Raw genomic sequence first — 15,569 nt, 5'->3', positions numbered from 1 at the left:
AACAAAGGAGGTTTCTCATGACGTACTTACAAGAGAAGACACTGGACACACCGGGTCTTCATACTCATATTGTCAAAACAGAAAAATTTAAAACCGTGACAATCCTTTTTAAAATGCTTGCACCGCTATCCAAAGATGACGTCACCATGCGTTCTCTTTTCCCGCATGTGCTGTTAAGAGGAACAGAAAAAATGCCGAAAACAGGCGCACTGCGTGCCTATTTTGATGAGCTCTATGGAGCAACCGTTTCCGCCGACATGGCGAAAAAAGGTGAGAATCACATCATTACCTTTCGCCTAGAAATGGCGAATGAAAAATATTTAAAGGATCAAACCCCTTTACTAGAAAAAGGGATTGCCTTACTATCTGACCTATTATTCCACCCGTATGTTGAAGAAGGAGTGTTTAGTCAATTATATGTAGATCAAGAAAAACGCACATTAAAACAGCGAATTCAGGCAGTTTATGATGACAAAATGCGTTATTCGAACTTAAGACTCGTGCAGGAAATGTGTAAAGGTGAACCATATGCGCTGCACGTCAATGGCGAAATGGAAGACATCGACGCAATCACACCTCACTCGCTCTTTGAAGCTTATGAGCATGCGCTTCAATCAAACCAGCTTGATCTTTATGTTGTCGGAGATGTTGACGAACAAGACATCAGCCGCATGGTCTCCCAATACTTTAAAACAAGTGAAAGAGAACCAGTCAAACAGCAGGCTGAATCAAAAAGACCTCAAAATGAACCAAAAGAAGTCATTGATGAAGAGGACGTAAAACAAGGCAAGCTGAATATCGGCTTTCGCACACATACAACGATTGCAGATAAAGATTATCCGGCGCTGCATTTGTTTAATGGCATATTCGGCGGTTTCTCGCATTCTAAGCTATTCATTAATGTTCGTGAAAAGGCAAGTCTAGCTTACTACGCTGTGTCTAGACTTGAAAGCTTTAAAGGCTTGATGATGGTCATGTCAGGGATTGAAGTCGGCAACTACCAGCAGGCAGTGGACATCATCAAAGAACAATTTGAAGCGATGCAAAAAGGTGATTTTTCAGATGAAGCGATTGATCAAACAAAAGCAGTCGTCAAAAACCAGCTGCTTGAAACGATCGATACGTCTTATGGAACAGCAGAATATTTGTATCAGCATGCCGTTGTGCCGACTGGGGAAACCCTTGATTCCTTTTTAGAAGCATTAGACCGAGTGACAAAAGAGGACATCATCAAAGTGGGTCAGAAAATCGAATGGGATACGACCTATTTTCTTAAAGGAACGGAGGGTGCTTCATGACAGTGAAAACAATTCAATTCGATCAGCTGCAAGAAACGGTCTATCACGAAAAAATGGAAAGCGGTCTTGACGTCTATGTGCTGCCAAAGCAAGGGTTTAACAAAACCTATGCGACCTTTACAACAAAATATGGCTCTGTCGATAACGAATTTGTGCCGCTTGGCAAAGAAGACATGATTCGAGTGCCTGACGGAATTGCCCATTTCTTAGAGCATAAGCTGTTTGAAAAAGAAGATGGAGACGTGTTTCATACTTTTAGTAAACAGGGAGCATCCGCAAACGCTTTTACAACGTTTACAAGAACGGCTTATTTATTCTCAAGCACCTCAAATGTCGAACAAAACCTTGAGACACTCATTGATTTTGTTCAAGAGCCTTATTTTACTGAAAAAACAGTCGAAAAAGAAAAGGGCATCATTGGTCAAGAAATTAACATGTATGATGACAATCCAGACTGGCGTTTATTCTTTGGTCTGATTGAAAATTTATATCAAGAGCATCCTGTGAGAATAGATATTGCTGGAACAGTAGAGAGCATTGCCCCTATTACAAAAGATCATTTGTATGAATGCTATGAAACGTTCTATCACCCGAGCAATATGCTTCTATTCGTCGTCGGGCCTGTTGATCCGAAGCAAATTTTAGATCAAGTCAGAGCGAATCAGGCGAAAAAGCCATTTACAGACCAGCCGGAGATCAAACGAAAAGACATCAATGAGCCAGAAGGTGTGTACCGGAAAGAATACGAACTTCCAATGAACGTACAAGGCTCTAAATGTATGTTCGGTTTGAAAACAAAGAATCCGCATAAAAAAGGAAATCAGCTGCTAAAGCATGAGCTTGGGATGAACCTCATTTTAGAGACGCTGTTTGGCAAAAGCTCCTTACAATATGAACAGATGTATGAAAAAGGCTTAATTGATGAAACATTCAGCTACGATTATACAGAAGAGGGCGGCTTTGGCTTCACTTCAGTTGGCGGGGATACAAATGATCCTGATCAACTCGCAAAGGTATTAAAAGAAACCCTTCTTCAAGCAAAAAGCCTCATGACAGAAGAGAAAATTGAACTCGCGCGCAAGAAAAAAATCGGCAGCTTTTTAAAAGCCATGAATTCTCCAGAATATATTGCGAACCAATTTACTCGATATGCATTCTTAGACATGAGCTTATTTGATGTCGTCACAATGCTGGAACAAATTCAATTGGCTGATATTCAGCAAATTTTAGATGAAGAAATTGATGAAGAACGGATGTCTGTTTTCAAAGTCGTCCCAAAAACAAAATAAATGTAAAAAGACAAACTCATATCGGCAGAGTTTGTCTTTTTTATTTGAAAAAGCCGTTTTATTTGTAAGGATATTCATTGACAATTGTTTTGGTCATTAGTTAAACTCTTTAATAGTTAAACACTTAAACTAAAAAGGAGCAGCGTATGGAACAAAATAAAATTGCCCAGCTCATCCAGAGATACGCAGATGTCTATCTCATGATGGAGAAAAAAGTATCGAGTATGATCACGGAAAAGCTTGATAAAGAGCTGACGCTTGATCAATATTACTCGCTTCGATACATCAATTTACATCCAGGGTGTACATCTACGGACCTTGCTAATGTATGTAATGTAAACAAAAGTGCTGTAACATCGATGACCAACCGTCTTTTTACGAAAAACTATATTTTTCGTGAACATGATCAAGCTGACAGAAGAAATGTTCACCTGTACGTCACGCCAGAGGGCAAAGATGTGGTCAGCCGAATGGAAAAGCAGCTTCAAGACCTGGTTCGATCTTATTTTGAAAAGCTTGAAGAAAAAGAAATGGAATCATTTATTCAAACATATGAAAAGATCTATCAAGTGATCATCGAAGAGGAGGCACAAAGTACTAATGAGAGCAATCATAAAGGGTAGATGGCTGATCACGATCCTGTGGGTCGTATTAGCGGCAGTGTTACTCATCACCGCTCCTAATATGGCGCAGTTAACAAAAGAAAAGGGGCAAATTTCTGTACCAGACGGCTATCCGTCTTCATATGCCAATCAGTTATTAAAGAAAATGTCTGAAAACGGCGATACAGAAAAATCAATCGTCATTGTCTTTCAAGAAAAGAACATTGTGAAAGAAAGAGAAACATCTTTAAAAAAGGCAATGGACATTTTAGAAAAAGATCAAGATCTCCACATAGAGGACATCACTTCTTACTTTGAAGCCAATAAAGATATCAAAAAACAAATGCTCTCTAAAGATCAAACGACACTCCTTGTTCCAGTTACATATGACTCAAACAAAATCAAAGCGTCCGATTTTAAAGAAAGAGTCAATGAAAAGCTGAAAAGCTTAAACCTGAAATTTGAAATGACAGGGCAGCCGTTAATTGATGATGATGTTATCACAAGTTCGCAGGAAGGCCTGAAGAAAACAGAATTCATTACGATTGGGTTTATTCTCGTTGTCCTTATTCTTGTTTTTAGGTCAGCTGTGGCGCCTTTCGTTCCGTTAGTCGCAGTGGCACTGTCTTACTTGGTGAGTCAATCGATCGTGGCTTATTTAGTAAAATATGTAGACTTTCCGCTCTCGACCTTTACTCAGATCTTTATGGTCGCGATCATGTTTGGAATTGGAACGGACTACTGCATACTGCTTCTCAGCCGCTTTAAGGAAGAGATCGCACATGGTAAAGATAAAATTGAGGCGATTCTCATTACGTATAAAACAGCAGGAAAGACCGTCTTATTCAGCGGAATTGCGGTTCTAATCGGTTTTACATGTATTGGTCTCGCACAATTCCAGCTTTATAAATCAGCTGTTGCAGTAGCAGTCGGGGTTGCTGTGCTCATTGTGGCCCTTCTCACGATTGTGCCGTTCTTTATGGCAGTTTTAGGAAAGGTGTTATTTTGGCCGATTAAAGGCGATATTGCCCATCCGCAGTCAAAAATGTGGGAAACAGCAGGCCGTTTTTCATTTAAGAAACCGCTTTTCAGCTTATTAATTGTAGGAATCATTACGCTTCCGCCAATTCTCATGTATAAAGGAACTCTTTCTTATAACAGCTTAGATGAAATTGGTAATAAATACGAATCGGTTAACGCATTCAATACCATTTCTGATAAGTTTGGACCGGGTGAAGCACTCCCGGCAACAGTGGTCGTGAAATCATCTGACCTTTTAGACAACAATGAAGGGCTGATTGCCATCGAAAAACTCAGCCGTGCAATTGAACAAACAGATGGGGTCAGTAAAGTGAGAAGTGCCACCCGTCCTGTCGGTAAAGGGCTGAGTGATCTGTACGTGAAATCACAAGCCAAAGAATTGAACACAGGACTTGATAAAAGCAATGAAGGCTTGAAAAATATTCAAGATGCACTGACGACAATGAGTCAATCCATTGAGGATCAAACACCGCAAATCAAATCATCAGGAAAAGGCATTAACAAATTGATTTCTGGTACAGAATCTGTGCAAACAGGGATTCAAAATGTTGAAAAATCCTTAAGAAAATTGCAAAATGGCATCGACCAAAATAAAAAAGGTGTAGCAGCCATTAAAGATGAAATCAAAGGTGCGAAAAAGGAATTAATGGCTCAAGTCGCACAAGTGAATCAGCAAGTTTCACTGTATAAAAGCATTTCCAAAGAATTAAAGGCAGCATTAGCGCAAGTGGATACGTCATCCTCTGCCGCAGCAGATGTAAAAGCGTTAATCAAACAAGCAAATACACAATTTAGTACCCTTGAAAAGCAAATCCCGCAGGTAAAAGAAAATCAATCGTATCAAGCGATTAAAGCTTCGTACAATGAACTTTCTGCGACCTTGCAAGAAGGGGCGAAACAGGCAGACAGCTATGCCAAACAAGCGAAAGAAGCTAGAAAGCAGCTTGAAGCAGCTGATGCCTTTATCGCAAAAGCTTCAGAGCAGCAAAAAGTCTTGACGAATCAAATCGATGAACTCATTGCTGGCTTAGATGCAGTTGAAAATGGACTGGATCAAACGTCTAAAGGTCAAGGACAACTAGCTGATAATATGCCAAAGCTTGCAAATGGAGCGGGGGACATCATTAATGGCCAAAAGCAAATGAAAGAAAAGATTGGCGGCTTTGGGGATAACCTGACCAAGCTGACAGACGGTCTGAACAAAAGTGTGAAAGGACTGGAGAAAATTTCGAGCGGCTTAATGGGTGCAGGTGACTACTTAGACGAACTGAAAAATGCACCAGATCAAGACATGGCCGGCTGGTTTATTCCAAAAGACGTCTTGAAAAATAAAGCATTCAAGCAAGTATTTGATTCATACATGTCAGATGATCGCAAGATGACAAAGATTGATGTCATTTTAGAGAAAAATCCATATGGAAATGACGCCTTGTCGACGATTAAACAAGTGGAAGCTTCTGTCGAGCGGGCACTTCCTGAAACAAACCTAAAAGATGCGTCATTTGGCGTCTCAGGTGTATCAAGTATGAACGCTGATCTAAAACAGCTGTCAGACCAAGATTTCAATAAGACAGTGCTTTACATGATGATTGGTATTTTTCTTATTTTGGTGATTTTATTCCGTTCGCTTGTCATGCCGCTTTACTTGGTAGGTTCACTCATATTGACTTACTTTACAGCAATTGGTGTAACAGAATTTATTTTCACCCATTTCTTCGGATATCCAGGCATTAACTGGGCAGTACCATTCTTTGGATTTGTCATATTAATGGCGCTCGGAGTCGATTATTCGATTTTCTTGATGGAGCGGTTCAATGAATACAAAACAAAAGACATCCAGTTTGCCATGACTGAATCAATGAAAAATATGGGGTCTGTCATTATGTCTGCTGCTGTTATTTTGGCAGGAACATTTGCCGCCATGCTTCCATCAGGTGTGCTGTCTCTCCTGCAGATTGCAACACTTGTCCTTACAGGACTTTTACTGTACGCACTCGTTGTGCTACCATTGTTCGTACCTGTAATGGTGAAATTGTTCGGATCAGCCAACTGGTTCCCATTTAAACGAAAAGAATAGGTATTCTATATAGAAAGAAGGAATCAATGTGATGAGTCGTTGGGCGCTGATAACAGGTGCCAGTGGCGGGATTGGGCAGGCAGCAGCGAAAAAGCTTGCCCAAGAAGGCTGCCATGTGATGCTCCATTATCATAAAAATGAACAGGCAGCTGTGCGCCTCGCCGCTCATTTGGATGAGGCATATTCCATTCAAACGCACGTCGTTCAAGCCGATTTATCTAAAACGGGCGGAGCAGATGAGCTTGTCAGCCGTCTGCCGCTCTGTCCAGATATTCTTGTTTTAAATAGCGGCAGAAGCCATGTCGGATTGGTGACAGACACAGAAAAAGACGTATTAGCCAGTATGGTGCAGCTTCATGTCACAAGTCCATATGAGCTTACCCAATCCCTTTTACCCGCTATGATTCGAAAGAAAGCAGGCCATATCATTGCGGTCAGCTCGATATGGGGAGAAACGGGAGCATCGTGTGAAGTGCTGTACAGCATGGTCAAAGGTGCGCAAAATGCGTTTATCAAAGGATTAGCAAAAGAGCTTGCTCCAAGTGGAATTAGAGCAAATGCTGTCTCGCCAGGTGCTGTCAAAACAGACATGATGAAACGTTTTACGCAGGATGACATCGCAATGCTGGAAGAAGAAATTCCGCTTGGCCGGCTTGCATCCCCTGGGGAGGTTGCAGATGTCATTTGGTTTCTCGCCTCAAAACAGTCAAGTTATATCACAGGTCAAATTTTATCTGTTAATGGCGGCTGGTACTGTTAAAAAACGTGTATAATTCGTCTCTCCATGACAAAAGCTATGGCTGTAATTCATCTTTTCGAATGGAGGAATCGACATGTCTGTACTTGAGAACTGGGACCATTGGAAAAACTTTTTAGGTGATCGCTTAAATCATGCGCAGGATAAAGGTTTAGAGGATGAGACTATCAATAACCTTGCGTATGAAATTGGCGGATATCTAGCTAACGAAGTTGAGGCAAAGAACGAGCAGGAAAGAGTACTTGCTGACCTTTGGAGCGTTGCATCAGAAGATGAGCAGCGTGCCATTGCAAATATGATGGTCAAGCTAGTTGAAAATAATAGCTCGCACTAAACAAAAAGAGAGGTCGTTTGTGCCTCTCTTTTTATTTTAACCGTTTCACAACATTGTGCTTTCTAAAAATGTGAAAATGCTTTATGATAAAGGAAGGTAAAAATTTGCCACAATGAAGGGGGTAATATCATTTGGCAAAGCTCGAATGGTATTTTGAATATGAGATACAGGTAAACCGTCCCGGACTTTTAGGAGACATTTCTTCTCTAATGGGGATGCTTTCAATTAATATTGTGACAATTAATGGTGTTGATGTATCAAGACGCGGAATGCTTTTACGCTGTGACCACACAGATCAAATTAAGCGGCTTGAATCAATTTTAAATACAATGGAAACGATAAAAGTAACGAAATTAAGACAGCCAAAGCTTCGTGACCGCTTAGCTGTTCGTCATGGAAGATACATACAGCGTGATGCCGATGACAAAAAGACGTTCCGTTTTGAAAGAGACGAGCTCGGTCTTCTTGTTGATTTTATGGCTGAACTCTTTAAAAAAGAAGGACATAAATTGATTGGGATTCGCGGAATGCCGCGTGTCGGAAAAACAGAATCAATTGTGGCTTCAAGTGTTTGTGCAAGCAAGAGATGGCTGTTTGTATCATCAACTCTTTTGAAACAGACGATCCGAAGTCAGCTGATCGCAGATGAATACAGCCCAGATAACGTCTTTATTATTGATGGGATTGTGTCGACAAGAAGAGGTTCTGAGAAGCACTTGCAGCTTTTAAGGGAAATTATGAGACTGCCGGCAACGAAGGTGGTCGAGCATCCAGACATCTTTATTCAAAATTCAGAATATACAATGGATGATTTCGACTATATCATTGAATTGCGGAATAGCGCAGACGAAGAGATTACATATGAACACGCTGAAGAACCACAAGTGTTTGATCATTCTGGTTTTTCTGGCTTCGATTTTTAATATGGTAATGGTAGGTGTTTGTTTTGACTGAATTGGGAAAACGGCTCGTTGAGGCCAGAGAGGAAAAAGGGATGTCGCTGGAGGATCTTCAGACGGTGACCAAGATCCAAAAGCGCTATTTGCTAGCAATCGAACAAGGAAACTATGATATTATTCCAGGTAAATTTTATGTCAGAGCGTTTATTAAACAATATGCCGAAGCCGTTGGACTGAATCCTGAACAATTGTTCGAAGAATTTCGTAAAGATGTTCCAAGCACGTATAACGATGAAGTATCTGATAAATTATCGAATATTAAGCCGCAAAGAGAGCTACCAAAGCCTGCTTCGAAAGTGCTTGAACTATTGCCGACAATTTTAATTATTGGAGGCATCATTGTGGTCATCGCCATCATTTATGTGATCGTGCAGGCGGTCAATCATGATAGCGGACAGAAGAATAATCAGGCGGCCCCTCAGCAATCAGAATCTAAATATGAAGTATCTGAGGGTTCATCTCTTGCAAAAGATCAAAAGAAAAAAGAAAAAGCTTCGTCAGATGATAAAGAAAAATCATCTAAAAAAGATGATTCATCAAAAGACGATGAAACTGTATCTTTAAAGGCGACGAATACAGAAGGCTCGACAACAACGTATGAAGTATCAGGTGCAGACGAAATGGAGTTAAAAATTTCTGCGTCGCAAGCTTCATGGCTGCGTGTAAGAGACGAATCTGGAAAAGTGCTGAAGATGGGTGAACTAAAAGATGGCGAATCGTTTAAAACAGACCTGTCTGATCTTTCTCAGGTCGATATCCGTCTAGGCAATGCGTCTGGAATTGATATCAAGGTAAATGACGAGACACTTAAGTACGAATTAGACCCTAAGGACACCATGACACAAAACATTGTGATTGTGAATAAAGGAAAGGAAAAGTCATCTTAAGCAAGTAGATGACTTTTCTTTTGTTCCTACTATTATATACATAATAAAATTGCATTATTGGAGGATTGGATTTCATGTTTAACTTACCGAATAAAATAACCCTTTCTAGGATCGCCTTGATCCCTGTTTTTATGATTATTATGCTTGCACCGCTAGATTGGGGTGTTGCGCGCTTTGGCGACGTCAGCATCGAAGTGACGCACCTTGTTGGAGCGATCCTGTTTATTGTCGCTTCAACAACTGACTGGATTGATGGATACTACGCACGTAAGCTTAATTTAGTGACGAACTTTGGTAAATTTTTAGATCCGCTTGCAGATAAATTGCTTGTTTCAGCTGCTTTAATTATACTTGTTCAATACAACCTCACACCGGCATGGATGGCGATTGTGATCATCAGCCGTGAATTTGCTGTAACAGGTCTAAGGCTTGTATTAGCCGGAGGCGGTGAAGTAGTGGCAGCGAATATGCTTGGAAAAGTGAAGACATGGGCGCAGATCATTGCGATTTCTGCACTTTTACTGCATAACCTGCCGTTTGAACTTGTGTCATTCCCGTTTGGTGATCTAGCGATGTGGGTAGCGGTGTTCTTCACTGTTGTCTCAGGCTGGGATTACTTTGCAAAAAACTGGGAAGCTTTAAAGAATTCTAACTAAAAAGGACGTGTACGCTTTGAAGTCAGAGAGAAAAGCAGAAATTATTGCAGTCGGTTCCGAACTATTGCTAGGGCAAATTACGAATACGAATGCACAATTCATCAGCAAACAACTAGCTGAAATTGGTGTGAATGTTTATTACCACACAGCAGTTGGTGACAATCCAGAGCGTTTAAAACAGGCCATTCAGGTGGCGCAGGAAAGATCTAATTTTATTATCTTCTCAGGTGGTCTTGGACCAACCAAAGATGACTTAACAAAAGAAACCATTGCGAGTACGCTTGGCAAAGAGCTTGTACTAAATGAAGAAGCATTTGAATCAATTCAAGACTACTTTCTAAAGACCGGACGCGTTATGTCACCGAACAACCGTAAGCAGGCACTCGTTCTAGAAGGGTCTGATGTGCTCGTGAACCGTTTCGGGATGGCCCCGGGTATGTTTGTTCAAGAAGACGATACGTTTTATATGCTTCTTCCTGGACCGCCAAGTGAACTGCACCCGATGTTTGAAAACGAGGCAAAGCCGCTGATTTCTGAGAAGCTTGGCTTAAAGGAAAAGATCGTGTCTGTTGTTCTGCGCTTCTTCGGAATCGGTGAATCGCAGCTTGAAACAGACCTAGAAGATTTAATTGATGCTCAAACCAACCCGACGATTGCACCACTCGCATCTGACGGTGAAGTGACGCTAAGGCTGACTGCTAAGCATGAGGATGAAAAAGAAACAGAGCGTCTGTTAAAAGAAACAGAAGCGCAAATTTTAGCGCGGGTAGGAGAGTACTTCTACGGATATGGGGATACATCACTTGTCCGCGAAGCGTCCAAAGCCTTGCATGAGCACGGGAAAACAGTAGCAGCAGCAGAAAGCCTGACTGGCGGAATGTTCTCCGAATGGCTGACAGATCTCGAAGGAGCATCATCCATTTTGAACGGAAGTGTGGTTTGTTATACAAACCAAGTCAAGCAGCAGGTACTTGGCTGCCGGGAAGAAACATTGTCTTCTCATGGTGCTGTCAGCAAAGAGTGTGCTTTAGAGCTTGCTGAAGGGGTGAGAAAGCTGACCGGAAGTGATATTGGCATTAGCTTTACGGGTGTAGCAGGACCTGATACCCAAGAGGGTCAGCCTGTTGGAAAAGTGTTCATTGGACTATCGACGAAAGACCAGACGGACGTGTTTGAATGGATGTTTACAGGCAGCCGGTCAGGCATTCGAAAGCGCGCTGTGAAATATGGTCTGCATCACTTACTCAACTTATTAAAAGAGAGTTAATTTTGTTTTTTGTTAGGTTTACTCCTTTATAAAAGAGCGTTTTTTCTAATAGAAAACACTCTTTTCTTAAGAAATCTGCCAAGAAAAAAATCGAATATGTGTTCGTTTTTTTCTTGGCAAATGACGTAAAACAAGGTATAGTATAGATAGTGGAATTGATAAAGGAGGAAACAATAGAATGAGTGATCGTCAAGCAGCCTTAGATATGGCTCTTAAACAAATAGAAAAACAGTTTGGTAAAGGCTCTATTATGAAACTAGGAGAGCAAACAGATACACGTATTTCAACAGTACCTAGTGGTTCGTTAGCACTTGATACTGCGCTTGGAATAGGCGGATATCCCCGAGGCCGTATTATCGAAGTATATGGTCCAGAGAGTTCTGGTAAAACGACAGTAGCCCTTCATGCCATTGCTGAAGTTCAGCAGCAGGGAGGACAAGCTGCATTTATTGATGCAGAGCATGCACTCGATCCAGTTTACGCTCAAAAACTAGGTGTCAACATTGATGAACTGTTACTTTCTCAGCCGGATACAGGAGAGCAAGCACTTGAAATTGCAGAAGCTCTTGTCCGCAGCGGGGCAGTTGATATTGTTGTTATTGACTCTGTAGCTGCTCTTGTACCAAAAGCAGAGATTGAAGGAGATATGGGTGATTCACATGTTGGTCTTCAAGCACGTTTGATGTCCCAAGCACTTCGTAAACTATCAGGTGCTATCAATAAATCAAAAACAATTGCCATCTTTATTAACCAAATTCGTGAAAAAGTTGGGGTCATGTTCGGTAACCCTGAAACAACGCCAGGTGGACGTGCGCTGAAGTTCTATTCGTCTGTTCGTTTAGAAGTGCGCCGTGCTGAACAGCTGAAACAAGGCAATGACATTATGGGGAATAAAACGAGAATTAAAGTGGTCAAAAACAAAGTAGCACCGCCATTCCGTATTGCCGAAGTAGACATTATGTACGGTGAAGGGATCTCAAAAGAGGGAGAAATCATCGACCTTGGAAGCGAGCTAGATATCGTACAAAAGAGCGGTGCTTGGTATTCTTACCAAGAGGAACGTCTTGGACAAGGCCGTGAAAATGCGAAACAGTTCCTAAAAGAAAATAAAGATATCATGCTGATGATCCAGGAGCAAATTCGCGAACATTACGGTTTGGATAATAACGGAACAGTGCAACAGGAATCTGAAGAGGCGCTAGAACAATTAGAATTAGAATAAAAATTAAATCAGTATGAAATGATAAAAAAGGCTGGGTGAAAAAACTCAGCCTTTTTTATTTTGCAAAAAACTTTCGACAACTTTTTCAGTATTTCATCCGTCTAAAGTGTACAAAATGGCATTTATTTTGGGAGGAAAAACGAATGACAAGCCCGACCCGCAGAAGAAATGCAAAATACAGCCGGAAACAACCAAGTCAGAGGGGAAAACTTGTGCTTGTTTTTTTAGCAGCGATGATTTGCTTAACGATGTGGAATGTGCTTCATCGAAATAGTGAAGAGAAGAACCCGTTTCAAAAAACTGCAGTAGCTTTAGAAAACAGCCAGAATAAAGAAGTTAAAAGGAAAACCGCTAAAATATCAGAGAAACAAATCAAAACAGTGGACCGTAATCACAAAATCAGCAGTTATTTAAATGGGATCGGTTTCAGCGGAACAGCCATGATTGTTAGAAATGGAGAAATCGTAACAAATAAAGGTTTTGGTTATGCAGACCGTAAACAAAAAGTTCGAAATAATCCTTTGACATCTTTTTATGTCGGTTCGTCACAAAAAGCGCTGATTGCAACCGCTATTTTGCAGCTTGAGGAAAAGGGGAAACTTCAGACAAGTGATTCGGTAAGCACGTATTTACCTCATTTCCCTAACGGACAAGCGATTACTTTGAAAAATCTGCTGACACATACATCGGGAATAAACGGACATATTGAAGGAAACGCCGTAATTACTCCGGACGAATTAATAAAAGACATAGAACGTCAGGGAATTAATCGTCAGCCGGGTGTATGGGGCTACAAGGATTCAAACTATTCTGTTCTTGCTTATATTGTTGCTGAAGTGAGCGGTGAGTCCTATGAACAATATATAAAGAATCATATTTTTAAACCGGCGGGGATGACGCATGCAGGCTTTTACAAAACATATGAAAAAGAACCTTATCCTGCTGTCGGGTATAAGCTGAAAGGCAGCAAAGCGGTTACACCGTATATGCCCGATCTATCTCAGCTTTACGGTGCTGGAGATATTTATATGAGTGCTATAGATATGTACAAATTTGACCAAGCCCTGATAGACGGCAAACTGTATTCGCAGAAGAGCTATAAAAAGATGTTTACGCCAGGAAGCAGCTCCACATACGGAATGGGATTTTATGTTGCTCCCGGTAGCTATTCAAGCCATGGTGTCGTGCCGGGCTTTAACATTTTGAACAGCTTTAGCAAATCTGGACAAACCATCGTTGTTTTGTTCTCAAATATACAAAATAACACTAAACTGGGCCAAGTGAACAATAAAGTATATCAGCTGCTGAATCAAGAATAATTCTGATCTGCTTTTGCAAACGCTAAGATGGCTAGCTTGACAAGTATTTCCGACACAATTACAATGGGAATGTATCACTTGTTTTTCTTAACATGATTGATAACTAATTTAAACTTGACAAGGGCAGTGAGGATCTCATTCCCTGTGAAGGCCCTGTATGTTGAGACACAAAACAATGTACATGCCGACACTTTATTTGTAAAACCAAGTTCATAGCAAGAGGAGGTGAAAATATGTCGCCTACGATGTTTACGATCATCTCCATTTTGCTGAGCCTAATCTGTTTAGTTGTTGGCTACTTTGTTCGTAAAACCATTGCAGAAGCAAAAATATCCGGCGCAAGAAACATGGCCGAACAAATTGTTGAGGATGCAAAGCGTGATGCGGAAGCATTGAAGAAAGAAGCGCTCTTGGAAGCGAAAGATGAAATTCATTCGTTTCGTGTAGAGGCGGAGCAAGAAGTTCGTGAAAGACGAAATGAGCTTCAAAGACAAGAAAACCGTTTACTTCAAAAAGAGGAAAATCTTGATCGCAAAGACGAATCTTTAGATAAACGGGAGTCCCTGTTGGAGAAGAGAGATCATTCTCTGAATGAACGACAACAACATATTGAAGAGATGGAAAGCAAAGTGGATGATATGATTCGTTTGCAGAAAGCCGAGTTGGAACGTATTTCAAGTCTAACTCGAGATGAAGCGAAACAAATCATTCTGGATCAAGTTGAAAATGAGCTTTCCCACGACATTGCAGTCATGACGAAAGAATCTGAAAACCGAGCGAAAGAAGAGGCTGACAAAAAGGCGAAAAATATTCTTTCACTTGCGTTACAGCGTTGTGCAGCTGATCATGTGGCTGAAACAACGGTATCTGTAGTCAATCTTCCAAATGATGAGATGAAAGGTCGTATTATCGGACGTGAAGGACGAAATATCCGTACGTTAGAAACGTTAACAGGTATTGACTTGATCATAGATGATACACCTGAAGCTGTTATACTATCGGGCTTTGATCCGATTAGACGTGAAACAGCGAGGATAGCTCTGGACAAGCTAGTCCAGGATGGCCGCATTCATCCTGCACGAATTGAAGAAATGGTGGAAAAATCACGCCGTGAAGTCGATGATTATATCCGCGAGATGGGTGAGCAAACGACATTCGAAGTCGGAGTTCACGGTCTGCATCCGGATCTGATCAAAATTCTCGGCCGCTTAAAATTCCGTACAAGTTATGGACAAAATGTCCTGAAGCATTCAATTGAGGTTGCACATCTTGCAGGTCTCATGGCTTCAGAGCTTGGAGAAGATGCAAAGCTTGCAAAACGAGCAGGTCTTCTGCATGACATTGGAAAAGCCATTGATCACGAAGTAGAAGGAAGCCACGTAGAAATTGGCGTTGAGCTTGCGACGAAATATAAAGAGCATCCTGTTGTCATCAACAGTATTGCCTCTCACCACGGTGACCAAGAACCGACATCTATTATCGCTGTTCTTGTTGCGGCAGCTGATGCATTATCTGCAGCACGCCCTGGTGCAAGAAGTGAGACGCTTGAAAATTACATTCGGAGACTTGAGAAATTAGAAGATATCTCTGAATCTTATGAAGGTGTTGAAAAATCGTTTGCGATACAGGCTGGACGTGAAGTACGTATTATGGTGAAGCCAGATTCAATTAATGATCTTGAAGCTCACCGTCTAGCAAGGGATATTCGTAAGCGAATTGAGGACGAGCTCGATTACCCTGGTCACATTAAAGTGACAGTCATTCGAGAAACTCGCGCAGTAGAGTATGCAAAATAGAGCGGTGCGCTTAGCGCCGCTTTATTTTTTTGTGTAAATATGCAACACTGATAAGAAGATCAATT

The 15,569-nt window shown here is 41.2% G+C and carries 13 protein-coding genes; all 13 read left to right on the top strand.

All coding sequences use genetic code 11. From position 1 onward, the window contains the following. The first annotated feature begins 17 nt into the window (after positions 1-17). The 13 genes from yfmF (at position 18) to rny (ending at position 15,504) form a co-directional block, all read left to right on the top strand. Positions 18-1,298: an EF-P 5-aminopentanol modification-associated protein YfmF gene (yfmF, locus tag EV579_RS00905; protein WP_133743802.1), complete on the top strand. Its 1,281-nt coding sequence runs from the start codon at positions 18-20 to the stop codon at positions 1,296-1,298. Continuing rightward, positions 1,295-2,587, top strand: coding sequence for an EF-P 5-aminopentanol modification-associated protein YfmH (yfmH, locus tag EV579_RS00900; RefSeq protein ID WP_025092606.1), 1,293 nt, complete (start codon positions 1,295-1,297; stop codon positions 2,585-2,587). The genes yfmF and yfmH overlap by 4 nt, the downstream gene beginning before the upstream one ends. A gap of 146 nt (positions 2,588-2,733) precedes the next feature. Beyond that, positions 2,734-3,210, top strand: a complete 477-nt coding sequence (locus EV579_RS00895; RefSeq protein ID WP_044330511.1) for a MarR family winged helix-turn-helix transcriptional regulator — start codon at positions 2,734-2,736, stop codon at positions 3,208-3,210. Further along, positions 3,188-6,307: an MMPL family transporter gene (locus EV579_RS00890; protein WP_073205225.1), complete on the top strand. Its 3,120-nt coding sequence runs from the start codon at positions 3,188-3,190 to the stop codon at positions 6,305-6,307. The genes EV579_RS00895 and EV579_RS00890 overlap by 23 nt, the downstream gene beginning before the upstream one ends. A 31-nt stretch (positions 6,308-6,338) precedes the next feature. Further along, the gene (ymfI, locus tag EV579_RS00885) at positions 6,339-7,067 is read left to right on the top strand and encodes an elongation factor P 5-aminopentanone reductase (RefSeq protein ID WP_133743801.1); all 729 of its coding nucleotides are present in this window, start codon (positions 6,339-6,341) and stop codon (positions 7,065-7,067) included. Positions 7,068-7,140: 73 nt separating this feature from the next. Then, positions 7,141-7,398, top strand: a complete 258-nt coding sequence (locus EV579_RS00880; RefSeq protein WP_024424114.1) for a DUF3243 domain-containing protein — start codon at positions 7,141-7,143, stop codon at positions 7,396-7,398. Between the two features lie 131 nt (positions 7,399-7,529). Beyond that, complete coding sequence (locus tag EV579_RS00875; protein WP_003211480.1) at positions 7,530-8,321, top strand: DUF3388 domain-containing protein; 792 nt, start codon at positions 7,530-7,532, stop codon at positions 8,319-8,321. A 23-nt stretch (positions 8,322-8,344) separates the two neighbouring features. Further along, entirely contained in the window at positions 8,345-9,244 is a 900-nt protein-coding gene (locus tag EV579_RS00870; protein ID WP_025092608.1) for a helix-turn-helix domain-containing protein, read from the top strand. 74 nt (positions 9,245-9,318) lie between these two features. Further along, positions 9,319-9,900, top strand: coding sequence for a CDP-diacylglycerol--glycerol-3-phosphate 3-phosphatidyltransferase (pgsA, locus tag EV579_RS00865; RefSeq protein ID WP_008358030.1), 582 nt, complete (start codon positions 9,319-9,321; stop codon positions 9,898-9,900). 16 nt (positions 9,901-9,916) lie between these two features. Further along, positions 9,917-11,167 (top strand): competence/damage-inducible protein A, encoded by a 1,251-nt coding sequence (locus EV579_RS00860; protein ID WP_024424112.1) that lies wholly within the window; start codon positions 9,917-9,919, stop codon positions 11,165-11,167. 178 nt (positions 11,168-11,345) lie between these two features. Next, a complete protein-coding gene (recA, locus tag EV579_RS00855) occupies positions 11,346-12,389 on the top strand; it encodes a recombinase RecA (RefSeq protein WP_024424111.1) in 1,044 nt (347 codons plus the stop codon). A gap of 143 nt (positions 12,390-12,532) precedes the next feature. Next, a complete protein-coding gene (locus tag EV579_RS00850) occupies positions 12,533-13,708 on the top strand; it encodes a serine hydrolase domain-containing protein (protein ID WP_133743800.1) in 1,176 nt (391 codons plus the stop codon). A gap of 233 nt (positions 13,709-13,941) precedes the next feature. Beyond that, positions 13,942-15,504 (top strand): ribonuclease Y, encoded by a 1,563-nt coding sequence (gene rny / locus EV579_RS00845; protein ID WP_003211958.1) that lies wholly within the window; start codon positions 13,942-13,944, stop codon positions 15,502-15,504. The last annotated feature ends 65 nt before the right edge of the window (positions 15,505-15,569 follow it).

The organism is Bacillus sp. BK450 (assembly GCF_004364885.1).
GTDB lineage: Bacteria > Bacillota > Bacilli > Bacillales > Bacillaceae > Bacillus > Bacillus safensis.
Note: the sequence above shows the minus strand (reverse complement) of the source record. Positions and strands in the feature narration are given on the sequence as shown.